This is a genomic window from Leptotrichia wadei (assembly GCF_007990545.2).
Lineage (GTDB): Bacteria > Fusobacteriota > Fusobacteriia > Fusobacteriales > Leptotrichiaceae > Leptotrichia > Leptotrichia wadei.
Map to the genome: position 1 here is coordinate 1,945,284 of NZ_AP019829.2, position 25,437 is coordinate 1,970,720.

Annotated in this window: 22 protein-coding genes, 1 tRNA gene and 1 pseudogene; 10 read left to right on the forward strand and 14 right to left on the reverse strand. The window is 29.5% G+C overall.

From position 1 onward, the window contains the following. Window positions 1–297: 297 nt before the first annotated feature. Together FVE73_RS08900 and FVE73_RS08905 are read right to left on the reverse strand one after the other, a co-directional pair. Window positions 298–792 carry a DUF441 domain-containing protein gene (locus tag FVE73_RS08900; RefSeq protein WP_018498765.1) on the reverse strand — a complete coding sequence of 165 codons (495 nt, stop codon included), beginning with the start codon at window positions 790–792 and terminating at the stop codon, window positions 298–300. A 12-nt stretch (window positions 793–804) separates the two neighbouring features. Next, window positions 805–2,514, reverse strand: coding sequence for a DUF262 domain-containing protein (locus FVE73_RS08905; protein ID WP_018498766.1), 1,710 nt, complete (start codon window positions 2,512–2,514; stop codon window positions 805–807). A gap of 511 nt (window positions 2,515–3,025) precedes the next feature. On the opposite strand from FVE73_RS08905, the gene FVE73_RS08910 reads away from it, so the two are divergent. The 4 genes from FVE73_RS08910 to FVE73_RS08925 all read left to right on the forward strand — a co-directional run bounded on the left by FVE73_RS08910 (window position 3,026) and on the right by FVE73_RS08925 (window position 7,722). Beyond that, window positions 3,026–3,505, forward strand: coding sequence for a hypothetical protein (locus FVE73_RS08910; RefSeq protein ID WP_018498767.1), 480 nt, complete (start codon window positions 3,026–3,028; stop codon window positions 3,503–3,505). 168 nt (window positions 3,506–3,673) lie between these two features. Beyond that, entirely contained in the window at window positions 3,674–4,696 is a 1,023-nt protein-coding gene (locus tag FVE73_RS08915) for a nitronate monooxygenase (protein ID WP_051070816.1), read from the forward strand. A gap of 187 nt (window positions 4,697–4,883) precedes the next feature. After that, entirely contained in the window at window positions 4,884–6,269 is a 1,386-nt protein-coding gene (rsxC, locus tag FVE73_RS08920) for an electron transport complex subunit RsxC (RefSeq protein WP_018498769.1), read from the forward strand. Further along, entirely contained in the window at window positions 6,259–7,722 is a 1,464-nt protein-coding gene (locus tag FVE73_RS08925; protein ID WP_018498770.1) for an RnfABCDGE type electron transport complex subunit D, read from the forward strand. Before rsxC ends, FVE73_RS08925 begins: the two co-directional genes overlap by 11 nt. 178 nt (window positions 7,723–7,900) lie before the next feature. On the opposite strand, the gene FVE73_RS08930 is transcribed toward FVE73_RS08925, so the two are convergent. The 3 genes from FVE73_RS08930 to miaB form a co-directional block, all read right to left on the reverse strand. Further along, window positions 7,901–8,101 (reverse strand): cupin domain-containing protein, encoded by a 201-nt coding sequence (locus FVE73_RS08930; RefSeq protein ID WP_018498771.1) that lies wholly within the window; start codon window positions 8,099–8,101, stop codon window positions 7,901–7,903. A 101-nt stretch (window positions 8,102–8,202) separates the two neighbouring features. Continuing rightward, on the reverse strand, window positions 8,203–9,657 hold the full coding sequence (gene rho / locus FVE73_RS08935) for a transcription termination factor Rho (RefSeq protein WP_018498772.1): 1,455 nt from the start codon (window positions 9,655–9,657) through the stop codon (window positions 8,203–8,205). After that, complete coding sequence (gene miaB, locus FVE73_RS08940) at window positions 9,658–10,986, reverse strand: tRNA (N6-isopentenyl adenosine(37)-C2)-methylthiotransferase MiaB (protein ID WP_018498773.1); 1,329 nt, start codon at window positions 10,984–10,986, stop codon at window positions 9,658–9,660. It lies immediately after the preceding gene. Between the two features lie 359 nt (window positions 10,987–11,345). Between miaB and FVE73_RS11125 the strand changes: the two genes are divergently transcribed. After that, window positions 11,346–11,507, forward strand: a complete 162-nt coding sequence (locus FVE73_RS11125) for a transposase zinc-binding domain-containing protein (protein ID WP_390624485.1) — start codon at window positions 11,346–11,348, stop codon at window positions 11,505–11,507. A gap of 363 nt (window positions 11,508–11,870) precedes the next feature. After that, window positions 11,871–12,206: pseudogene (locus FVE73_RS11130) on the forward strand (transposase); the annotation flags it as partial. 209 nt (window positions 12,207–12,415) lie between these two features. Here FVE73_RS11130 and FVE73_RS08955 read toward each other — a convergent pair. The 8 genes from FVE73_RS08955 to FVE73_RS08990 form a co-directional block, all read right to left on the reverse strand. Continuing rightward, a tRNA-Leu gene (locus tag FVE73_RS08955) sits at window positions 12,416–12,501 on the reverse strand. Between the two features lie 308 nt (window positions 12,502–12,809). Further along, entirely contained in the window at window positions 12,810–13,913 is a 1,104-nt protein-coding gene (locus FVE73_RS08960) for a hypothetical protein (RefSeq protein ID WP_018499566.1), read from the reverse strand. A 372-nt stretch (window positions 13,914–14,285) separates the two neighbouring features. Further along, window positions 14,286–15,470: an elongation factor Tu gene (gene tuf / locus FVE73_RS08965; protein WP_060917639.1), complete on the reverse strand. Its 1,185-nt coding sequence runs from the start codon at window positions 15,468–15,470 to the stop codon at window positions 14,286–14,288. A 124-nt stretch (window positions 15,471–15,594) separates the two neighbouring features. Further along, complete coding sequence (locus tag FVE73_RS08970; protein ID WP_018498964.1) at window positions 15,595–16,521, reverse strand: transketolase family protein; 927 nt, start codon at window positions 16,519–16,521, stop codon at window positions 15,595–15,597. A 235-nt stretch (window positions 16,522–16,756) separates the two neighbouring features. Further along, the gene (locus FVE73_RS08975; RefSeq protein WP_018498965.1) at window positions 16,757–17,575 is read right to left on the reverse strand and encodes a transketolase; all 819 of its coding nucleotides are present in this window, start codon (window positions 17,573–17,575) and stop codon (window positions 16,757–16,759) included. 119 nt (window positions 17,576–17,694) lie between these two features. Next, a complete protein-coding gene (locus FVE73_RS08980; RefSeq protein ID WP_026239078.1) occupies window positions 17,695–19,023 on the reverse strand; it encodes an MFS transporter in 1,329 nt (442 codons plus the stop codon). Between the two features lie 98 nt (window positions 19,024–19,121). Then, window positions 19,122–20,081: an alpha/beta hydrolase gene (locus tag FVE73_RS08985; protein ID WP_018498967.1), complete on the reverse strand. Its 960-nt coding sequence runs from the start codon at window positions 20,079–20,081 to the stop codon at window positions 19,122–19,124. A gap of 159 nt (window positions 20,082–20,240) precedes the next feature. Then, window positions 20,241–21,602, reverse strand: a complete 1,362-nt coding sequence (locus tag FVE73_RS08990; protein WP_018498968.1) for a tRNA(Met) cytidine acetate ligase — start codon at window positions 21,600–21,602, stop codon at window positions 20,241–20,243. Window positions 21,603–21,829: 227 nt separating this feature from the next. Between FVE73_RS08990 and FVE73_RS08995 the strand changes: the two genes are divergently transcribed. The 4 genes from FVE73_RS08995 to FVE73_RS09010 all read left to right on the forward strand — a co-directional run bounded on the left by FVE73_RS08995 (window position 21,830) and on the right by FVE73_RS09010 (window position 24,540). Further along, complete coding sequence (locus FVE73_RS08995) at window positions 21,830–22,537, forward strand: type 1 glutamine amidotransferase (protein ID WP_018498969.1); 708 nt, start codon at window positions 21,830–21,832, stop codon at window positions 22,535–22,537. Window positions 22,538–22,659: 122 nt separating this feature from the next. Continuing rightward, a complete protein-coding gene (locus FVE73_RS09000) occupies window positions 22,660–23,313 on the forward strand; it encodes a 2'-5' RNA ligase family protein (RefSeq protein ID WP_018498970.1) in 654 nt (217 codons plus the stop codon). 15 nt (window positions 23,314–23,328) lie between these two features. Further along, a complete protein-coding gene (locus FVE73_RS09005; RefSeq protein WP_018498971.1) occupies window positions 23,329–23,643 on the forward strand; it encodes a thioredoxin family protein in 315 nt (104 codons plus the stop codon). A 105-nt stretch (window positions 23,644–23,748) separates the two neighbouring features. Continuing rightward, entirely contained in the window at window positions 23,749–24,540 is a 792-nt protein-coding gene (locus tag FVE73_RS09010) for a DUF1045 domain-containing protein (protein WP_018498972.1), read from the forward strand. A 143-nt stretch (window positions 24,541–24,683) separates the two neighbouring features. Here the strand turns inward: FVE73_RS09010 and pflA are convergent, their stop codons facing one another. Then, a complete protein-coding gene (gene pflA, locus FVE73_RS09015) occupies window positions 24,684–25,418 on the reverse strand; it encodes a pyruvate formate-lyase-activating protein (RefSeq protein WP_018498973.1) in 735 nt (244 codons plus the stop codon). Window positions 25,419–25,437 lie beyond the last annotated feature (19 nt).

Here is a 25,437-nt window from a genome sequence, read left to right on the forward strand (position 1 = left end):
ATAAAGTAATTAAATAATCATATAATTTCAAACCATAATTTACTTTATATATATATCATATTTAAAATATTTATTTGATACTATTTTCTATTTAGTAATCAAAGTTGGTTAAAACTATTTTTTATAGAATTTATACAAAAGTTTAGTAGGAATTAATATAAATAAAAAAAATATGCCATTTATCCTAATAACTTAAAGTTACAAATGTTCTGGCATAATTAATAAATTTAAATCACTAAATAGTCTTTTCAATTATAAAAGTCATAAACTTTATAAAAAAACAACTCTCAAATAAAATCAATGTCTTAAAAATAACTCCAGCACCTTTAAAATACAAAATGTAATTCCACTGGCAATAACTGGTCCCGCTGCAATTCCTTTAAAAAATACAACTCCCATTATTGTCCCAATTACAAGGGCAACGGTGATTTCAGGCTGCCCAGAAAGAAGTCCAACTCCTTTGGAAGAAAGGATGGAAACTGTAATTCCACTTATAATCGCAACCCATCCAACTGGAGATTTAAAGGCAGAAAGTAAATGGGAAAAGCCAATTTCTCCAGTTGCAATAGGAATTAAAATTGCAATTGTAATTATCAGCACACCCCAACTTATCCCTTCTTTCCTAAATTGAGTCATAAATTCTTCAATATTGATTCCTTTTATTTTATAATATTCAGTAATATTAAACAAAGATTTTAAAATTAGCACAAAAATTGTCGCAAAAACGATAGACTTATTATTGGTTATCGCTCCAACTAACAAAATAATTCCTAAAAAAATAAAGCTTTCCAAAATTTTTCTCCTTTAAAATTCATATTCTCCATTCCAAGTAATAAACAATTTAACAAGTTCTTCTGCAACTTTTTTATTTCTATTTTCAATATCTTCAAAAGTCCAGTCATTTTTATCATCTGGAATTAATTCCCTAACATATTTAATTTTAGATTTTTTATAACTTACCTTTTTCTTTTCAAAAAAGTTTTCTGTAGCCTTAATTGACAATCTTCTTTCAAAAGGAATTTTATTTCCTATATAATTTATATGTTCCTTAACTTCTTTATTTTCCACACTTTCTGTAAACCTGTCACTCCATTTTTGTGGCAATATATATTCAACTTCCCATTTTTCAGGCAACAGTTCATCTTGATTATTATAGACAACCATTTTTAAAATCATACGCACAAGATTTTTATTGGGTGTTTTAACTCTTTCCTGCAATATCGTAATCGGAATATTTTTAAATGCGACTTTTGGAGAAATATTGTCAATTATATCAACATTTAATTTGAGAATATCCGCTTTTACTGCTGAAACACTTGGTGTTACAAGATAATTGGCAGTTAATTCTAAAAACAGCTTTCTTAAAAATTTTAGAAAACACGCTTCAAAATTTTCTTTTTCACCATGCGACAAATAATACACAACAACTGGATATTTCCAAGATTCATTTGGATACGCCGACAAAGTATCTAAAATTTTAATAATATTTACATTTTCAGTCCAAGGTTTGTCGTCAATAGATTCGTGTCTATTCATTACAACCCACAAATCCAGAATTTGATCCAGATGTTTTAATAAATTTGATTTATACAGCCTTGTAAATCCATTTTTAGAATAAAAACGTCTAAGTCCAAGTGTAGTTGTTGCAATATCCTTTTCTACTGCCCTTAGATAGAACATATAATAATAAAACAGCTGTTTTACATTCTCTCTAGCGTAAGTTGCCCGTTCACTTAAATTTTTCCATTGTTTAATGAACATTTTCTTATATTCTTTTTTTATTCTATTATACATTTTTGCCTTAAATATATCTGCTTCAGATAATGGCAATCCTCTGTCATTCAAAGTGGAAAATACACTTAATGCATCATCTTGAGAATCTGTTTTTATTGGAAAGACTACTACTTTATTTAAAGTATAGTAAATAAATTCTAACATTAAAGTTGGGCTTAATTCACAAAGTTTATCAAATAATCTTTGGAATAAAATATAATTTTTAGAATAATTGTCCATTCTCTTATGATCAGCGATTCCTGTTTCTAGAATATCCTGTAAAATTTTATTCCCTTCATTATCTATAACTCTTGATGTAATTAATACACTTGTATAATCAACTTCTCCAGTCAACTTTTCCTGTTTCCAAAGTGCAGGCTGAATCTGTCTTATAAAATTTTCCTGTTCAACGGTTTTTTCTTCATAAGAAGTCAATTTTGTATAAATAGCACGAAGAAGCAGGAATAAAGATGTAATTCTCTGTTGACCATCAATAATTTCCTGTTCTCCTTCTTCATTTTCATAAGAAACGATACTTCCTAAAAAATATGTCCCTTCGACTTCACTATTTTTTTTTGACTCATTTTCTGTAAATTCCAAAAGATCATAAAATAATGTTTTAGTTTCATTTTCAGTCCAGGAATATGGTCTTTGATATTCAGGTATTAAAAACATCTGTTCTTTTCCGCTTTCCAGCAGGCGTTTTATACTTTGTTTATTAACTTGTATTGTTGCAACCATAAAACCTCCTATAATTTCTCTTTATTTTAATTTCATATAAAAGTTTATATAATTTTCGCAGACTTCACTTTTATAATTTGTTATTTTTTTTTCTCAATTATTTTCATCTATAATAATTCTAAATATTCTAAAATATATTATACTCTAAAATCTATAAGATTGCAATTTTTTGACGATATTAAAAAAATTATTTATTTACTCTGAACCTCCCATGACTAAAGTCGCAAGTGTTCTTGCACTATTTAATAAAATTACTAATATTTTTTTTAATTTTTTATTAGTTTTTAGTACTGTTTTATCTATTTCATAAATTGTATAATATATTGTGACAAATTAAAAAAATTTGGTAAAATGTCGCAATTAATATTGCAATTTATGATTTTAAAAAATATTTTGATAAACAAAATAAAAATATTTAATTGTAAAAATTACAAAAACATTATATAATTAAAATAACAAGTGTTGTATAGACAAATTTTTTAGTATCAAAATAAATAATAAAGGAGGTTTTATGTTTGAAAAATTTCGGCTAAAAAAACTCTCAAAAGTTATACAGTCGGCTATATCAAATCTTTTTGATCAAATAATAAAAAAAGATTACTTTGGTACTTTTTCTAAAATAAATTTTTTAAATATTGAAAACGTTGCTTTATTATATAAAAAAAATAAAAATATTGTTATTAGCAAAAGCGATGGATTCCTAAAGGCTTTGGATAAATATATTTCCAATTCAGGGATTGATTTATCCTTTTTGGAAAATGTTGATTTAAAAAAGCTCGTTGAAAAATTTGAGAAGCTTTGTGCCAATGGATATAAAAATTTTATTGAAAATGATATTAGAAATAAGATTTTTGAAAGAATAAAAAAAATATTAGAGGTTTTACAAAAACTATATTTATTTTTTTACATTCTTTTAAATTACGCTTCAATAAGTTCAAACACAAAAATTTGCAGAGCTCCTCCATATAATTTTTATAAAAATAACTACTAATATAAATTATAAAATTTGGAGGAAATCAAAGTGAAGGAAATATCAGAAGTAAAAAAAGAAAATTCTGTAAATTTAAATGAAGAAAAAGCAAATGAAAACAAAAAAATCGAATTAAAGGGAATTAAAATAGGAAAATATTTTATTGAAAAACCAATTGTCCAAGGTGGAATGGGAGTTGGAATCAGTTGGGACAGACTTGCTGGAAATGTAGCAAAGAATGGATGTCTTGGAACAATAAGCGCAATTTGTACTGGATATTACCAAAATATGAAATTCGTAAAAAAGGCTGTAAATGGACGTCCTCTTGGAACAGAAAACACCTACAACCGTGAAGCTCTTTTTGAAATATTTAAGAATGCAAGAAAAATCTGCGGGGATAGACCGCTTGCCTGTAACATTCTTCATGCTATAAATGATTATGCTAGAGTTGTAAAGGATGCCCTTGAGGCAGGAGCAAATATTATTGTTACAGGAGCTGGACTTCCGCTGGAACTTCCAAAGCTTGTAAAGGATTATCCAGATGTAGAAATTGTTCCAATAGTTTCATCAGCTAGAGCATTAAAAATAATATGTAAAAAATGGAAGGCTGCTGGAAAAATGCCAGGAGCAGTAATTGTAGAAGGTCCAAAAAGTGGAGGACACCAAGGTGCAAAATATGAAGAACTATTTGCTCCCGAACATCAGCTGGAAGCAATCTTGCCTCCAATAAAAGAAGAACGTGACAAATGGGGAGATTTTCCTATTATTGCAGCTGGTGGAATATGGGACAATAACGATATTAAAAATATTATGGCACTTGGAGCAGATGCCGTTCAAATGGGAACAAGATTTATCGGTACTTACGAATGTGATGCAAGTGACGTGTTAAAACAAGTATTACTTAATGCAAAAGAAGAAGATATTGTGATTGTAAGTTCTCCAGTTGGTTATCCTGGACGTGCAGTAAAAACAAATCTAATTAAAACATTGGAACCAAATACAAAAAAAATTAAATGTATAAGTAATTGTATCTTTCCTTGTGAACGTGGAAAAGGTGCAAATAGAGTAGGATACTGTATTGCTGACAGCTTGGGAGATGCTTATTTAGGTAGACTTCAAAGCGGATTATTTTTCTCAGGGGCTAACGGCTGGAGATTAAATAAAATTGTACATGTAAAAGATTTAATAGATGAACTTATGACAACAAACTAATTAATAATTTGATAATATAGTTCAAGAACGAGGGGCAAAAACCCCTTGTTTTCTGCTTATTGACTAAAATTTACTTTAAATCTGAAGTTCTTAAAGTTATTAACTCTTTTTATTAAAAGAGTTTACTTTATTATATAAATTTACTAAAATTAAAACTAAAAATTAACAAAAAAAAATGGAGATAAAAATGGTTAGAAGAATAAGTTTTAGACGGATAGCAAACATCCTTTTTAGCAAAAATATTGATGAAGATGAAAAAACTATAAAAAAAAATACAAATAAAGAACATCAACCAATGAAACCTATGACTAAAAATACCAAAATAAAAGAAATTGAAGATCCTAACCTTCTTTACATACCTCTTTCACAACACATAGGAAGTCCAGCTATTCCAACAGTGGAAATTGGAGACCGTGTAAAAAAATATGAAAAAATAGGAGAAATTTCAGGAAATATTTCGGCTAATATTCATTCGCCAGTTTCTGGAGATGTTGTCGATGTTGTCGAACATCTTGTGGCAAATGGAAAGAAAGTTAAAACAGTTATTATTGTAAATGATTTTCAAAATACTGAAGAAACTCTGACAAAAAGAAAACTGAGTGACTTAAGGCTAATAAAAAAAGAAGAAATTCTTAAAATAATTAGAGAAGCGGGAATAGTTGGACTTGGAGGAGCACAATTTCCCACACATGCAAAATATGACATAAAATTTAAAAAAGTAGAAACTTTTATAATAAATGGTGCCGAATGTGAGCCATATTTAACTTCTGATTATTCTGTTATGAAAAATTTTACAAAAGAAATATTTCAGGGTTTAAAAGTTATACAAAAATTATTAAATCCAAAAGAAATTGTGATTGGAATAGAAGAAGAAAACAAGGAATTAATTGAAATATTTGAAAAAATACAAAAAGAAGAAAAATTTGAAATAAAAGTAAAATTACTTCCTGCAATTTATCCTCAAGGAAGCGAATTGCAACTAGTAAATACTATTACAGGAAAAAAATTGAAAAAAGGTGAACTACCACTTGAAAAGGGTGTAATTGTAAGTAATGTAAGTACAGTTAAAGCTATCTATGATGCTTTTTTTGAAGGGAAACCATTAATCGAAAGAATTATTACAATTTCCGGAGAAGAAGCAAAAAATATTGGAAATTATAAATTAAAATTTGGAACTCCAGTTTATCACATTGTAAAAGAATTAAAAATTACTAATGAAGATAAAATAATTTTTGGTGGACCAATGATGGGAACAGAAGTTTTTGATTCTAGAGTACCAACAGTAAAAGGAACTTCTGGAATATTGTTTTTAGATGTGGAGAAAATTGAAAGAAAAAACTGTATTTCTTGTGGATATTGTGTTGAAACCTGCCCAATGAATCTAATGCCTTTTGAATTTGCAGATTACTATAAAAATGGAAAATATGAAAAAATGGTAACTGCTAATATTCAGAACTGTATCGAATGTGGAGCTTGTGAATTTGTGTGTCCTTCAAGGGTTCCATTGATGGAAAGTATAAAAACTGGGAAATTACTTTTGTCGGAATTGGAGGTAAAAAATAATGAAAAATAAGGAAAAATCATTAATGGAAGAAATATTAAATAGAGAAAAAAGCAATGGGAAAAATGGACTTTTAGACAATGATGATACACTTTTAAATTCTACAGTTAAAAATCTTCCAGAAGCTAAAAAAACTGAACAATTACAAAACAATTATTTTAAAAACTCTGAAATATACAAAACCGACAGTGAAATAAAAAATTTAAATAATCTGAATACAATTGAAAAAGTTAAAAAAAATGAGAATAAAAAAGAAACAGAAACTATAAAAAAAATATTCTCTAAAAAAGAAACTACGGAAAGTGATGAAGAAATTAAAAGAAAAAAAATAATAAAGAAATTCTTTAAAAAAAGAAAATTACAAGTGTTATCATTTACACCATATATAAGAACTGAAATTGAAATACGAAATATTATGAAAGATGTAATTATAGCATTATTTCCAGCTATCATTTCCTCAGCTTTAGTTTATGGAACAAGAGCACTTCTTTTAATAGCGTTTTCTGTTTTATCCGCTGTTGTGACTGAAAAACTTTTTTCGAAATATTTCCTAAATGACAATAATTCTGTTCATGATTTATCAGCAGTTATAACAGGTATCTTGCTGGCTATGACACTTGCTCCATTAACTCCATTACCTATAGTTATTTTTGGAGCTTGTATGGCAGTTATTTTTGGAAAATTAATTTATGGCGGAATTGGAAAAAATATTTTTAATCCTGCAGTAATTGGTCGGGAATTTATGACTGTATTTTTTTCATCCACAATGTCCTCTGGAGCTATCTGGTTCAGCCAAGAATTACTGCAATTATCGGGAATAAAATTTTTTACAGGATTTACTAATTCTCCATTTACAAACTATCTAGATGGATTACTGCTGACATCTTCAGGCTCTGTCGGATCTTATTCTGTATTTTCTCTAATTTTAGGAGGATTATATTTATTATTGAAAAATCGGATTTCATGGCATATTCCAGTAAGTTTGTTTGCTACATTTTTTATAATTACAATATTTGGTAATATTCCCGTTTCAATTGGTGGATTACTATTAACAGGAATCTTTATGGCGACAGATATGCCAACTAGCCCATCATCTGCACCAGGAAAAATTTACTATGGAATAATGTTAGGATTGATAATTGGACTTTTATCTATGTTTGGAATAAAGAATGAAATTTTATCCTATGTTCTATTAATATTAAATCCTTTTGCAAGAATTATAAACAAAGTTTTCCGTCCTGTGGTCTTTGGTTACGATGTGAAGGAAGAAATATTAAAACAGTCTGAAAAAATGATTTTACTTACTCTTGGAATTTTTGCTTTTGCAATAATTTTCCTTGGATTTCATAAAATAGGAGCTATGCCGTATTTAGTATATCTCTATATTCTAATATCTACATTAAATTTAATTTCAAGTAAAAATAAAAATAAAATAATCCATAAAAATCTAAAAAATGCAATATAAACTCCTGTATTTACTTCTAAAAATATTATATTCCTTTTAAATGAGCAATTTAGCTTGACTGATATAACTAATATGGAAAATTATTTACAAATATTTTTTAGCTAAAGATTTTGATAAAAATAAAAAAAATGGCTGTCTCATAAAATTAATTTATAAAATACAGCCTTTTTTAATTTTCTTATTTTTTTATTAATGTAACACTAACTTCAGAATCCTCCAAAGCAAAACCATTAATAAAATTTACTCCATCAAAATATAAAATATCTCCTGGAACTAAAATATGTTTTTCAGTTTCATTTAAAAATATTTCCATTTTTCCCTTTAAAACTGTAAAAATAATTTCTTCGTTTTCATGATTATGTTTAGCAATTTTTTTCATCTTTTTTTAAAACTTTTTTATCAATTTAAAATTTTCCTTGTTAAACAGCAATCCAGCTTCATCTTTCACATTCCTAAACATTTTTATGTTCCTTTTATTTTTTATTTATTTATTTTTTTCGTTTTATACAAATCTTCCAATAATTCATCATTATTTTTATATTTTTTTATAAGTTCAATTAAATTTCTTATTCCTTCGACTTCAGACATTTCACTTAATTCTCTTCGTAATTTCCATATTTTTTCCAAATTTTTTCTTGGAATTAAAAGCTCCTCACGTCTTGTACCACTTTTCAATACATCAATTGCCGGAAATATTCTCAATTGCTCAAGTGTTCTGCTTAAAATGATTTCCATATTTCCTGTCCCTTTAAATTCCTCAAAAATCACTTCATCCATTCTACTTCCAGTTTCAACAAGAGCCGTCGCAATAATTGTTAAACTTCCGCCATTTTTTATATTTCTTGCAGCTCCCAAAAATCTTTTTGGATAATAAAGAGCATTTGGATCAATTCCACCTGAAATTAACTTCCCGCTTGATGGAATAGTAATGTTATACGAACGTGCAAGCCTTGTCAAGCTATCCATAAGAATTAAAATATCCTTTCCACGTTCCACTTGCCTTTTTGCCATTTGCAGCACATTTTCCGTAACTTCCGTATGCACTCTCGGATCTTCATCAAAAGTAGCTGAATACACTTCCGCATCTTTTACATTTTCCTTAATATCCGTAACTTCCTCTGGTCGCTCATCAATTAGCAATATCCAAACGTCAATTTCTGGATTATATTTTATAATATCATTTGCAAGTGTTGAAAGAAGCATAGTTTTTCCAGCTTTTGGTGGTGAAACTATAAGTCCTCTTTGCCCTTTCCCAATAGGTGAAACAAGATCTATAATCCTAGATGAAATTTCCCCACCTCCTAAATTTAACTTTTCATCTGGATAAGATGGCACTAAATCATCAAAATACGGACGTTCCAGCGATTTTTCAGGCAAATCTCCATTTACAAGCAAAACCTTTAAAATTCCATAATTTTTCTCTGTTCCAATAGGAATTCTTAATTCTCCAAATACAATATCTTCATTTCTTAAAAAAAATCTCTTTATTTGTGAAATTGACACGTACACATCAGGTCCAATTGAAGTATCTCTCAAAAATCCATAATTTCCATCACCTATTACATCCAGTTTCCCAAATCCATAGGTTTTTCCTTTTTCTTCACCTTTTTTTATCAAAATAGCATTTATAAGTTCAAGTTTTGACATTCCTGAAAAACCTTCAATTTTATATTCCTTTGCCATTTTTTTTAATTTAGTTACATTTTCAGAAAGAATATCCTTTATCATTTTCTCTTCATGATTTGAATTCTCAGGGGCACTTTTTTTACTTGAATCTTCTTCATCGTACTTTTGTTTTTTTTCTTCAGTAGATTCTACATTTTCTAACGATTTATCTATTTCAATCTTTCTTGGCCGTCCTCTTCTCGGTCTTACTGTTTCAGACTGCTCTTCCAACATTTTTTCAGCTTCAATCTCTTTTTCTTTTTTTAACATTTACTCCTCCACCAACTCTCCATATAATGTCCATGTTTTAGCATCATAGATTCTTGTTTTTACAAATTTTCCCTTTAAATCTTTTCTATCACTTTTAAACAAAACTATTTTATGTGTAGAACTTCTTCCAGTCAACATTTCAGGATTCTTTTTACTTGGTCCTTCAACTAAAACTTTTACAATTTTTCCCAAATATTTTTGACTTTCTTCCTTTGCCTTCATATTCTGTAATCTCATAAGCTGCTGCAATCTTTCATTTTTTGTATGCTCATCAACTTGTTCTTCCATTGTAGCCGCAGGAGTTCCTGTTCTCTTAGAATACATAAACATAAACGCATTTTCAAATCCAACTTCATTTACAACATCCATCGTATCTTGAAAATCCTCATCAGTTTCCCCTGGAAATCCTACAATAATATCTGTAGTAAGTCCTATATCAGGTACTTTTTCTTTAATTTTCTTAGCAAGTGCGATAAATTCCTCTTTTGTATATCCTCTGTTCATTGCATCCAAAATTTTCGTAGATCCTGATTGTAGTGGTAAATGTAACATTCTCGCTATTTTAGGATTTCTTGCAATTGTATCAATTACTTCGTCACTAAAGTCTTTTGGATGTGGCGACACATATTTTATCCAAAAATCCCCTTCCACATTTGCACTTTGCTCCAAAAGTTCAGCAAAATTATCCTGTCCATTTGCAAAATCACTTCCATAGGAATTTACATTTTGCCCCAAGAATAATATTTCCCTATATCCTTTTTTAGTATACTGCTCAACATCTTTCACAACTTCATTAAGCGGCACAGAACGCTCCATTCCACGCACATAAGGCACAATACAGAAAGTACAGTAATTATTACATCCATAAGTTATCGAAATAGAAGCTACAATATCATCACCAAAGTCAGCATCCACTCTAGTTGGCAGTTCATCCTCATCATCCACCATAACAATATGTGTTTCTTCCCCAGCTTCAATTCTTTCCAATAGATCAGGAATTCTCCCAATATTCTGATTCCCAAGCACCAAGTCAACATAAGGCGTCTTTTTAATAAACTCCTCTCTCACTTCCTGAGCCAAGCACCCCGTAACTCCAATAATCATTTTCCCATCTTTTTCTTCCTTAATTCTCTTCAAATCTCCAAGCTTTCCATATACCTTAACAGCTGCACCTTCTCTAACCGTACAAGTATTCAAAAATACCAAATCTGTATTTTCAATGTCTTCTGTCATACTGTATCCCATTGTCTGTAACATCTGTTTCATTTTTGCACTTTCATTTACGTTCATCTGACAACCATAAGTTATTATTGTCGCTCTTTTTTCCACTTTTCCCTCCAAATTTTAATTATTTTTTAGCTTTTTTTGATTTTTCCTGAATAGATTTTGAATTGCTGTAAATATAATATATCTTCCCACTCAAATAGTTCTCCAATACTCTATCCAAGCTAAAATCTATATTCTTCAAGTTTATTTTCTCTTGTCATAATGGTATCATTTTTATTTTAAAATTTCAAGAAATTTTTGTTATTATTTTCTCTTAACATTCTGAATGATAATAAGAAAATTCTAACTATAATATAAATAAAATTAACTTTTAAAATAACATTCAGAAGTTATGACCATTTTGTTCAAATTTAATTTTAATAAACAAGAAAAATAATATCGCCAACAGTCACCTTAAATATATTAAGCTTTCTATTGATAAATTTCTTGCCTGCAGGGATATTTCAAAAGGTTTTGTCAAGTTCAAATGTCCTCACTGTCCTGTTACACACCTATTCCCCATTACTTGTAAGTTTAAGCTCTGCCCTTCTTGCGGTTACAGGTATTCTATGACAATGGACTGAAAATATTCAAAGGCGTATTCTCAATATTGAACACTGCCATGTCCTTTTTACTATCCCTCAAGAATGCAGAAAGTTCTTCTTTTATGACAGATCCCTTCTGTCAAAACTTTCTGCCGCCGTTAACCAGGTATTCAAGTTCATCTTTCACAATGTCAGCAGGAAAAGAAAAAGAAAAAACAAAATTTCTGAACATTCCAAATACTACTTTACTGATTCCGATATTGTACATTACAGCCTCATTTCCGTCATTCATACTTTTGGCAGGGACCTGAAAATGGAACCCTCATGTTCATGCCATTGTTTCATTAGGAGGATTCAATAAAAATCTTGAGTTCAGGAAAATGAGACACTTCCAAGGAGGTCACTTTCTTTTTTAACGACCTGGCTAATAATAAAAAGAAAACTTACATTGCTATGCCTTCCGAGAGATTTATTTCCCATATTTTAATTCATCTTCCTCCAAAAAATTTTAAGATGGTAAATCGATATGGATTTTACTCAAGACGTATTTCCGACAAACTCAAAAAAGCAATTGAACCTTTTAAAAGAAATGTTGCAGTATCAAAATATTCATTTTATCAAAGGCAGGTGTACAAGACTTTTGGGATGAATCCTTTTTACTGTCCAGCATGCAAGGTTAAAATGATTGTATGGGAATTTTATCATTACAGATATCCGCCCCTCAAAAAATACTATTAATATTTTATTAATCCAACCAGGTTGGATATTTTGTCGTAGACATTTATATATTTATTTGACAAAAGAAGAGAAAAAGAGGCTGACGCCTCTTTTAAAATTATCAAATATATCATTAAATGCCTAAAAAATATGAATTTAATTTCCTTATAAATAAAAAACACTCTAAAATGTAGAGTGTAATTTATTATGAAAAAATTTAATTATATTATTGGTGCCCGAGGCCGGAGTCGAACCGGCACGATATAAAATCGACGGATTTTGAGTCCGTTGCGTCTACCAATTTCACCACTCGGGCAAATTTTGAATTACTTAATTAGTATAATATATTTTTTTAAATTTGTCAACCTATTTTGAAAATTTTTTTGATATTTTTTACTAAATCTAAAATGCTCTATATTAAAATCCTACTCGAAAAATTAAGAAGTCTTATTATTCTAACTTTTATTCGAATAACAAAATTATTACAAATTTTCCAACAAGAAATAAAAATTCAATATTTCAAAATAATAAAATATAATTTCTTCTTTCTTTTAAGAAAAATAAATAGAAAAGAGATGAAATAATTTTCTCATCTCTTTTAAATATGAATCTAATTAAAATAAATTATTTAACTTCTAAACCAAGGTTTAACCCTGCTCTTAATTCATTGTATTCTCTTGTATACTTATCAGTGTTATAACGTCCATCGTTAGCATATCCTTTAACAGTTTCTTTATTAACAACTCTGTATTTAACTTCAGGATTTACTGTCAATGTTCCTACTGACAAATCAATTCCTGTTTTATATCCTAATCCAGTCCATACTGAGAAATTGTTTTTAAATCCGTGTCTAGCAGTTTGTTTTTCCCATTCATTTTCTGTATTAATTAATCCGTAAAATCCTGCTAATTCAGGTGTTTTATAAGTTGCTCCAGTTACATAATCCAAATACACAGTAGATTTAGCATCTTTTCCAGTTTCAGTTAATTTACCTTTTGCATCTCTTAAATGGTTATTTAATGTAACATAGTAATTTAAATTCCCTGCTCCATTATCAAAAATTTTACCATTAGTTGCTAAATCGAAATTAGCACCTACACCACTTGTTTTTCCATTTCTGAAATCATTTCCAGACCATGCATTATCTCCGTCTTTTTCTCCTGATTGATCAAAGTATACAAATTGAGCTTTTCCATCAAAATGTTGACCGAAGAAGTTGATTCCAAATGTTGGTCCTAAATAGATTTCATTTAATGTTCCTCTATGCCCTGCATATTTACCGTTACCATTTGTAGTTTTGTATTTCCATCCTAAATCCCATTTAGAAGTCCAAGAACCTAATGTAACATCTCTGTATAATGCGATGTCATTTTCCCAAGTTTGAGATTTGTCATAAGTTCCATTTTTTACTAATTTTTTATTTTGGTAATCAAAATCATTTTTTACTCTATCTTGATCATTTTGGAATTCAAATCTTAATCCCATGTTTCCTTCATCTACTAAATGTAAATCTCCACCAAGGATGTTTCTCCATCTAGTTTTTTCTTTGTTTTCTCCTTTGAATCCTGCAATTCCTAATCCATTTCCTGTATTCGATTTTTTGTCTGTGTAAGTTTGTCTTAATTCTGAAGAGAAATGAATTTCTTTTAATGTATCTTGTTCTTGATCAGCAATTGCTAAACTAGATACGCTTAAAACTAATGCTAATACTCCTAATACTTTTTTCATTGTTTTTTCCTCCTAAAAATAATTTTAACAAATATATATCTTATCATTTCACAGTTAATTTTACCACAATAATATGAATTTGTAAAGTTTTTTTTAAAAATTAGAAAATAATTTTAATAATTTTACCAAATTAATCAATATAATCACTTAATAATAATCTTATTTTCAATCTAAAATTCTATTTATTAATCTATGACTTTAAACTAAAATTTTTTTGTCATATAAAATTAATATTATAACAAGCTTTATTTTCTTCAAAACAATAGCACTACGACAAATTCAATGAAAATCTTATTTAATCGAGTGCTATGTAAATTATTTTTTTATTATAAAATCATTATTTTAATAAATTAATCTTAAAAAGATATAAAACTATTTAGTAATAGTTGCAACAACTCCTGAAGCTACTGTTCTTCCACCTTCTCTTATCGCAAATCTTAATCCTTCTTCCATTGCAATTGGGTGAATCAGTTCCACTGTCATTTCAATGTTATCTCCTGGCATTACCATTTCTACACCTTCTGGCAGGTTTACTTCTCCTGTAATGTCAGTTGTTCTGAAATAGAATTGTGGTTTGTATCCTGTGAAGAATGGAGTATGTCTTCCTCCTTCATCTTTTGTCAATACGTATACTTCTGACTTGAATCCTGTATGTGGAGTGATTGTTCCTGGTTTTGCAAGTACTTGCCCTCTTTCCACTTCTTCTTTCTTAGTTCCTCTTAACAATGCTCCTATATTATCTCCAGCTTGTCCTGAATCCAATAATTTTCTGAACATTTCTACTCCTGTTACTGTTGTTTTTGAAGTCGGCTTGATTCCTACGATTTCTACTTCTTCCCCAACTTTTACTACTCCTCTTTCTACTCTTCCTGTTACTACTGTTCCTCTTCCTGTAATTGTGAACACATCTTCAATTGGCATAAGGAATGGTTGGTCAATTGGTCTTTCTGGTGTTGGAATATATTCATCCACTGCATCCATCAGTTCTACAATTGCATCTATCCATTTTTGTTCTCCATTTAATGCTCCTAATGAAGATCCTTTGATTACTGGTACGTCATCTCCCGGGAATCCGTATTCGTTTAATAATTCTCTTACTTCCATTTCTACTAATTCTAATAATTCTTCGTCATCTACCATGTCTACTTTGTTCAAGTATACTACGATGTAAGGTACTCCTACTTGTCTTGCAAGCAAGATGTGTTCCCTTGTTTGAGGCATTGGACCGTCAGCTGCTGATACTACTAGGATTGCTCCATCCATTTGAGCTGCTCCTGTAATCATATTTTTTACATAGTCAGCATGTCCTGGACAGTCTACGTGAGCGTAGTGTCTTTTTTCTGTTTCATACTCAATGTGAGCTGTGTTAATTGTAATCCCTCTTTCTCTTTCTTCAGGAGCTTGGTCGATGTTTTCAAAATCAACTTTTTCAGCTAGCCCTTTTTCAGACAATACTTTTGAAATTGCTGCTGTTGTTGTTGTCTTTCCGTGGTCAACGTGACCAATTGTTCCTATGTTTACGTGTGGTTTACTTCTCTCGAATTTAGCTTTTGCCATTTTAATTTTTCCTCCATTTTATTTTATTTTTTTTTGTTTTTTATTAATGTATTTTATATCGCACTTATTATAACATATTAAAAAGACAAATGCAAGTGCATAAAAAATACAAATATTTTTTAAATTAAATATTTTTTAAAACTATTTCTACAATATTTTTAGCTCTCAATCCATAATTTGTAAGCATAGTTTCCCCATCTGCACTTTGTCCAAAAACATCTTGTATTCCGTGTTTTATCACTTTAGTAGGATAAGCTTCTGATAAATATTCTGAAACTGCACTTCCTAATCCTCCAATTACCGAATGTTCTTCACTTGTTACAATAAATTTACATTCTTTTGCTGCTTTTAGAACTGTTTCTGTGTCTAACGGTTTTATCGTAGAAACATTAATCACTCTTGCTTTTATTCCTTTTTCTTCCAATAATTTTGCAGCTTCAAGAGCTTCTGAAACCATTAGTCCTGTCGCTAATATTGCCACATCATCACCTTGTGTCAAAGTTATAGCTTTTCCTATTTCAAATTTATAATTTTCATCAAATAATACTGGTATATTTAATCTTCCAAGCCTTACATAAACAGGTCCTTTGTAGTCTGCTACTGCAAAAATCATTTTTTCTGTTTCAATTGCATCTGCTGGAGATAATACAACCATTCCTGGAATTGCACGCATTAAAGCTATATCCTCAACTGACTGGTGCGAACCTCCATCTTCTCCTAATGAAACTCCTGCATGAGTTGGACAAATCTTGACATTTAACTGTGGATATGCCACTGAGTTTCTAATCTGATCAAAAGCACGTCCTGCTGCAAAATGTGCAAAAGTTGAAGCAAATGGTATTTTCCCAGTTGTTGCGATTCCCGCTGCAGTTGCAACCATATCAGCTTCAGCAATCCCAACATTTATATGTCTTTCTGGAAATTCCTTTTTAAAATATGCAGTCATTGTCGATTTTGACAAGTCAGCTTCTAGCACAACTACATCTTTATTTATTTTCCCCAATTTAACCAATGTTTCCCCATAAGCTACTCTAGTTGATTTTTTTTCCATTCTCACATTCTCCTATTTTTTTATTTTGGTCATTTTTAAAGTTTATAAAATTCGATTAATGTAATATTTTAAATTTTTACTTATTTCTCTTTTCTTCTTTTTCAAAATCTTAAAACTCTTTGCTTTTTATTTTTCAATTTTTATATTTGCATATTAAATAAAAAAAATTATAACTTTAAATATTTGTATTTTTTATTGCAATCCTTAAATTTTAATTTCCTTCAACACCAGCCTTTCAGCTTAATTCTTCCATCGCTTTTTTATATTCTTCCTCATTTGGAGCAGCTCCATGGAATCCTGCATTATTTTCCATAAATGAAACACCTTTACCTTTTACAGTATTTGCCACAATAACTGTTGGCTGACCTTTAACTGTTCTTGCTGTATCAAGTGCATTTATGATTTCTTCATAATTATGCCCGTCAATCTCAATTACATTCCAGCTAAATGCCTTAAATTTTTCTCCAACTGGAGCAACATCCATTACATCCGAAACTTTTCCGTCAATTTGCAAATTATTATAATCAACTATTGCAACTAAATTATCAAGTTTATAATGTGCAGCTGTCATAACAGCTTCCCAAACTTGTCCTTCCTGCAATTCTCCATCTCCTAAAATTACATAAACTCTATAGTCATTTTTATAAATTTTCGCACTCAAAGCCATTCCATTTGCCGCTGAAAGTCCTTGTCCAAGTGAACCAGTTGACATTTCAACTCCAGCCAATTTTTTCATATCAGGATGCCCTTGAAGTGGAGAATGCCATTTTCTCAATGTAGGAATAAGATCCCTTCCTTCTTTTCCTAAAAATCCTTTTTCAATTAAAGCCGCATAAAGTGCAGGAGCTGCATGCCCTTTACTAAGCACAAGCCTGTCACGGTTTTCCATTTTTGGATTTTCTGGGTCAATATTCATTTCTTTCCAGTAAAGTACAGCCAAAATATCAGCAATCGAAAGTGAACCACCTGGATGCCCTGACTTTGCCCCATAAATCATTTCAATAATGTCTTTTCTCAATGTTTTTGCCTTTTTTTGCAAATTTTCAATTTTCATAAAAACCTCCGTTATTATATTGAATTATCAATTTTTTGATTTTATTATTCAATTATTAAAACAACCATAAACTCGATTAAAAAAAACTTTTCACATCCTAATTTTCAATATTTCTTATTCTAATCTTCCTTTTTCAAATTATAAAAAAACAAAGAAACACCAAATAATGCCAATGCCACAACAAGTGTTACCTTAACTCCCAGTTCAGTAGCACCCTTTACACCATTTTGAATATTTTGATTTCCAGCAACTAATAAAGTTGACTGAACAACCTGCTGAACTAGAAATGCCAATTTTAAAAACATTCCCTGTATTCCAAACATAAAGCCTTCCAAACTTACTTTTTTTGTTTCTGACAGCTTTGCAGAAATTTCACTAAGCATTGCCTGCGGGAAAATAAACGCTGCACCACTTAATCCTGTTCCACAAATCACAAAAAGCAAATATGCAAAAATCGAATTATTTTTATTAATAAACAGCAGTCCAAAAGTACCTATTATCAAAAGCATCATATCCACAATCAATATTTTCTTATACGAATATTTTTTCCCAAACTTGTTTGTAATTGGAAAAAACAGCCCCGCCATTCCAAATAGCACAACTGATATTACAGTCAAATACTTTATGTCCTTTTGCATTACAGCACTTAAATAATATGTCAAATCCCCACGAAGTATATTAAATCCACAAAAGAAAAAGAAATATCCTAAAAAATATAAAATAATTTCCTTATCCTTCAAATGTGAAATTGATTTCATAAACCCTAGCGATTCCGTCTTAGGACGATTTTGTGTAAGTTTCTTTTCCTTTAGAAAAAATACACATGCATAAATTCCTAAAACTGACAATATTGTAATCAAAATTACTGTTTTACGTATTCCAACTTCTGTATTCAGCACCCCATTTACCATACCTAATTTTGAAATCAAAATACCTGGCAGAACCATCGCAACCCCAGTAAATATGAGCCTAAAAGTTGACTGCATTGTAGACAGGTTAAGCCTCTCCTCCTTATTTGAAGCCAAGTCTGGAATTAAAGCGTTATATGGGGCTGCAACTAGAGTATAAGCTGTAAAATACAGCCCTCCAACGATTGACAAATAAATAAGTGTCGCCAGCTGCGAACTTTTAACTGGATAAAAATACATAATCGTAAGAATCCCAAGCGGCAATCCTCCAATTAGCATAAATATTGACCTTTTTCCAAAACGAAATTTGGAATTATCTGATAAAAATCCCACTACAGGATCTGAGATTGCATCAATAATCCTCGCAAAAATAAAGGCCAAAACCAAATATTGCGGCTTTAACAACGGAACTAGGTTTTTTTCCGTTTCAGGCGGTAAATAATAATACGACAGCCATTGATTATAGATCTGGTCAATCATAAAATATGAAACACCAAGCCCGTAAATTATATAACTTTTCTTCGTTAATCTTGAACTCATTAAATTTTCTACCTTTCTGTTTTTTATATTGCTTAAAACCAAGCTCAAAAGTTATAACTCATCTCTTTAAACTTTATATCTATTCAGTTTTTATCACTTTAATTTGTCAAAAACTCTTTTACTGCCTCAGCATATTCATCTTTACACTCAGGATCTGCATAAATTCTTGTGTGCGAACCTTTTTCAAAAACTTTTAGCTTGATATTTTCATTCTGTGCAAGCTCGTTATACTCTTCCATAAGCATTCCATAAGTTGTAGCCTTATCATTTTTAGACTGAATTATCAATGTAGGTATTCTTTTTAGCAAATACGACAATCTCAATTTATCAAGATGGCTTCCAACTCTTAAATTAAAAATTCTTACAATAACACTTACAATAAATTTTGGAACACGACGTTTTCTTGCATCTTCCTTAATTCTCTTTCTTATATTTGAAATTGAACTATCCAATATTAGTTTTTCAATAATTATCCCTTTTTTTCTAAGTGTCTTTATATACATTTTAGAAGCAATGGCAGATCCCATTCCTCCTTGTGAAAACCCATACAACGTAAAATTATTCTTCCCAAATCTTTCTTTTAACATTTCCATAGTATGAAAAATATCCTGCCCAAAACAATATCCCATCTTAGTTCTAGCTACATCAGACTTCCCAGAATTTCTCAAATCTGGAATAAAAAAATTATACTCCTTATCAAGCCCAATATCCTTAAACATCCCCAAATACTGTAATGCCGCCAATCTATTCACACCACGTCCATGAGAAATAATCATAGTTTTTGCAGCTTCCTTATTTTCAATAAGCCATCCATAAAGCTGAATTTTCCCCGATTTATACTCAATTTCCTTAAAATTGTAACCATAATCATAAGGATTTGCCTTATTATTCTCAATATTATACTTCTGTCTTAACTTTTTACTATTATACACCTCTTCAAATGTGATTCTTGGATATTTCTCAATTTGATTAATAAAATACCGTATTGACAAATATGCAATCACAAAGAAAAATATCATAAATAGTACATTAACTATTATTAATAACTCCGCTCCCATAATTCACTCCTATTCTACTTTGATTTTTTTACATTTATAAAAGTATATAAAAGCACTTTAAACAATATCATTTTTTAATAATTTTTGACAAGGGAAATTTTAATTCCTTACTGCTATTGCTTAATTTTTAAAGATTTTACTTTTATAATTGCCTGTATTTTAATTTTGATTATTTAAATAAACAATTGGATTCAATTTTTCTCTTTTTCCTAAAAATAATTCTTTTAATAAAAATCCATTTTTCTCAATTTTTATTTTTTCAAAAAAATTTTCTTGAATTTTAAAATTTTTTATATTTTCTTTTTTTTCTATATTTCCATTATTTTCAAAAAAATTTCCAAATTTTTCAATATCCTTCCAATTTACAAAAATATTCTTTTTCTCAAAACTATTTTTCCCCTCAATATTTTCAAAATTATTATTTTCTCGAATTTTCTTCAAATATTCCCGTCCCTTTTTATCAAATCCCAAAATTCTGACATAATTTATCTCAAAATCCATCATTTCAGCCTTTATGTTTAGCAAAATATTTAAAATAATCCGCTCCACACGCCTATTTGACAAGTTTCTTGACTTCGTATTTTCCAAAAATTCCCTATAATTTTTTGAAATTTCCGCTCCCCTATATATTCTAGCATAAATTTCACAATTAATGTCATATATTTTCATTATTTTTTCTTTTTTTTCAGTCAAAATCTTATATTTTACGATTTTAAAGATTTCTTCCTTTATTTTTCCCCCATCAATTCCATTTTTTATTTTAAATTCTAAATTTTCAAGAATTATTTCAAAAGACTTTTCTGGCACAAATTTCTGAATTTTTTTCAACTTTTCCAAAATAAGTTTTTTTGATTTTAAATTTTTATCGCCACAAAATTCTTCTAATATTTTTTCCAGTTCATTCCGTAAAAACGAAGCACTGGCAAACTCTTCCCTCTCTTTTTCAACTTTTTCTTCATTATATTCTGAAATTTCCCTTTTTACAATAAACGGCTTTATTTTAAGATTACTTTTCTCAATCTCACGCATATATTCCAAAGCCAAAATATTATTCGACTTCACAATTCCATCCAGTTCATATTCCTTCAAAGCCAATCTTTGAGAAGTACTGTAACTATTACCTTTTTTCATATATCCCATAAGTTTGTCCTTGTAATCCTGCCTTTTCTGTAAATCAAGCACCTTTTGCAAAAGCTCAATATTTTCCTCCTCTGCTCCAAAAACCTGAATATCCATTCCCAAATAATCCAAAATTCGTGTTGCCATCTTTGAAAAAATCTCAGCATTTTGAATCGAACAGTAAAGTGGAAGCTCCGCAACTAAATTAACTCCATACTCTAAATTAACCTGCGTTTTTTCCCATTTATCCAAAAACGAAATTTCTCCCCGCTGAACAAAATCCCCACTTACTACAACAGCAATAAAGACATCTTTACCAAATATTTCCCTAATTTTCCTGATTTGATACAAATGTCCATTGTGAAACGGATTGTATTCAGCTACAATTCCTATTTTTAACAATTTTTTCTCCTAAAAACTTTTCTTATTGCTACACATATTATATCATATATCCACCTAATTTTTATAAGTTTTTTTATTTCTTTCTAAAATTTCTTAAAATTCCTTATTTAAATCCTTTTCTTGAATTTTTTTGACGAAAATTATATAATGTATCCAATCTCTTTAATATTAAACTTAAATAATATTGAAATTTGAATAAAAATCTAAAATTTAAAGGAGCACAAAAAATGAAAATACACTTTATATTACACGAAACATTTGAAGTCCCAGGAGCTTATCTTGCTTGGGCAGCACTTTCTGGACATGATGTTACAATGACAAAAGTCTATCAAGATGAAAAGTTACCTGAAAATGCCGATTCATTTGATTTTCTAATAATAATGGGAGGCCCTCAAAGTCCAATTGGAGATAATAGCGAGTTTCCTTATTTTAATCCAAAAGCTGAAATTGATTTGATTAAAAAGGCTATAAAAGCTGATAAATACATAGTTGGAGTTTGTCTTGGAGCTCAACTTTTAGGAGAAGCCTACGGTGGAACTACAGAAAAAAGCCCTTCTTGCGAAATTGGGAATTTTCCAATTGAACTAACTGAAGCTGGATTGGAAGATGAAAATATTAAACATTTTGGAAAACAAGCGATAACAGGACATTGGCACAGCGATATGCCAGGACTTCCTGATACAGCAAAAGTTTTAGCAAAAAGCGAAGGATGCCCACGACAAATCATTAAATACAGCAAAAAGCACTACGGCTTTCAATGCCATCTTGAATTTACAAAAAAAGTTGCAGAATTACTAATTGATTCAGATAAAGATCTTGAGAAGAAAAGCCAAACTTTACCTTATGTCCAATCACCTCAAACAATCCGTGATAACGATTACAATGAGATGAATAATCTTCTTTATGAATTTTTGGATAATTTTACAAAAAAATAAAATAAATTTGTAAAGAACAACTAAATTAAATTTGGAATACTTTTTAAATCTTGTTTTTAAAATATTTTAAGGTATAATTATAGTAAAAGTAATCTGAAACAAAAAATTTAGGAGGTTTTATTATGAAAAAGTTATTTTTTTCAATTTTTTTAATGTTTTGTATCAATGTTTTTTCCAATGTAAATTATAATGTTTTTGTAATTATGGATAACAATGCGACTAAAAATGTGGAAAACATTTCAAAAGGGCTTAAAGATGTAGGAATTGAAAGCCTTTATTCCAAAGGATATGCCGTTCATCTGACACTTTATCTTACAGAATACAAGCCTGAAACACTAAAAACAATAAAAGATACTGTCAACAAAATTGCAAATCAGACAAAGCCTTTTGATATAGAATTTTACAGATTAAGAAAAACTGGCGGAAACTGGTTTATGCTTGATGCTCAAAACAATGAAGCTATACAACAGCTTGCAGATGAAATAACAGTTAGCTTAAACAAATATCGTGCAAAGGACGCAAAAGTTCCTGACTGGGCAAAATCTATTCCTGAAAAAGTAAAATCCTTCAATTTGTATGGCTCTCCAAACGTATTTACAAGTTTTGATCCGCACATAACTTTACTTACTCCAGAAGATTCAGCAAAAATAGATGCATTTACTTCAAAATATGATTTTAAACCCTTTAAATCTAAAGTCATTGGTATCGGAATCGCTCAAGTTGACGATTTAGGACAAGCAAAAAATATAATTTATTCAGTAAAATTTAAAAAATAAAAAAGGAAAAATTATATGAAAAAACTTGAAAATTATGAACAAATACTGAATAAAATAAAAGAAGAAAAATATTTTTTATTATATGTTTCAATGAATAATTGCAGCATTTGTCAGATTGATATGCCAAAAGTTGAGAAAATTGTTAATGAACAAAATTTTACTGCTTATTATATCGAAGCATCTGAAATTCCTGAAGCAGTCGGACAATTAAGCCTATTTTCAGTTCCAGTAGTTATTCTATTTTATGAAGGCAAGGAGATACATAGACAGGCTAAAATTATTGATTTTGAAGAATTAAATTATAGAATGGAACAAATACACAAAAAATAATCAAAGTTAATTAAAATATTTGTTAAATCTTGTTTTTAGATTTTTTTAAGGTATAATGATAATAAATAAAGGTAATCTAAAACAGGAAATCTAGGAGGTTTTATTATGATAAAAAAAATATTTTTTTTAGCTTTTATACTATTTTGTTTTAATATTTTTTCCAATGCAGATTACAGTACTTCTAATGACAATTCTAACGTTTCTGCTTCAGATCAAAGTTTTAGTGATGCAGAGATATTCTTCATTATTATTGGAGGAGCGATTTTATTTAATTTTTTTAGTTCCAATTCCAGTACAAATGAAAATTATAACGTTTTCATAATTATGGATAATAGTGCAACTAAAAATATTAAAAATATTTCAAAGAAATTAGAGAAAAATGAAATTGAAAGCCTTTATACACAAGGATATGTTATACATGTGACATTATATCTTACAAAATATGAAAAAAATTCTCTATATAAAATCAAGGAAACTGTCGAAAAAATTGCAAGCCAGACAAAATCTTTTGATATGGAATTTTACAAGTTAGAAAAAACAGAAAGAAAAACGCTTGCAGTTTATGCCAAAAATAATCAAAATATTCAGCAGCTTGCAGATGAAATTACAGTCAACCTAACTAAGTACCGTAAGAAAGACATAGAAACTCCTGAGTGGGTAAGGTATTTTCCTGAAAAAGAAAAATTGTTCAATTTATATGGCTCTCCAGATGTATTTATAAACTTTAATCCGCATGTAACCTTGCTTACTCAGGAAAATTCATCTAAAATAAATTCATTTATCTTAAATTACAATTTTACCCCCTTCAAAACTAAAGCAATTAGTATAGGGATTGGCAAGGCAAATAACTTAGGACAGATAAAAGAGATAATTTATTCACAAAGTTTAATCAGCTAATTGAAATATGCTCAAACTCCTTTTTTAAATAAAATTTAATGTAAGTTGACTAATAAAAGAATCACATGAAAATATAATTGAAATAAATCAAAAGGGAATCATTTCTAAATTTTAACAAAAAACTAGAACCAATTCCCTTTATTTTATTTATCCAATAATTTCAACCCATAAGATCTAAAAATTCCTTCAGCTTTTTCAACTAATTCTCTCGTTGGTGTTGGCGTATCTTTCAGTTTATATTCTTTTCCAACTTTTTCCCATTTATACTGCCCCATTTGGTGAAATGGCAAAACATCCACTCTTTCCACATTCTTTAACTGGGAAGTAAATTTTGCCCACTCATGCAAATCATTTTCATCATCAGAATATCCAGGAACTAACACATATCTTAGCCAAGTCGGCTTATTAATCTCATTCAAATATTTTGCAAATTTTAATGTATTGTCAAGCTCCACCGAAGTCAATATTTTATATTTTTCAGGATTTATGTGCTTAATATCGAGAAGCACCATATCAACAAGTTCCAGCACTTTTTTCGCCTTTTCATTAAAAATATATCCAGATGTGTCAAGTGCCGTATGAATCTTATTTTCACGGCAAAGTTTAAATAATTCCATCAGAAATTCAGGCTGCATCAAAGGTTCCCCACCAGACACAGTAACTCCACCAGTTTTTATAAATCCTTTCACTTTTAAAATTTCCTTCATAACTTCCTGTGCAGTCATCACCATTTTTTTGTCTTTAATCTCCCACGTGTCAACATTATGACAATACAGACATCTGAGCGGACATCCCTGCAAAAACAGCACAAATCTAATTCCCGGTCCATCTTTTGTCCCAAAAGATTCAAATGAATGAATATACCCTTTTGCTTCCATATTAATTTTCTCTCTCTTT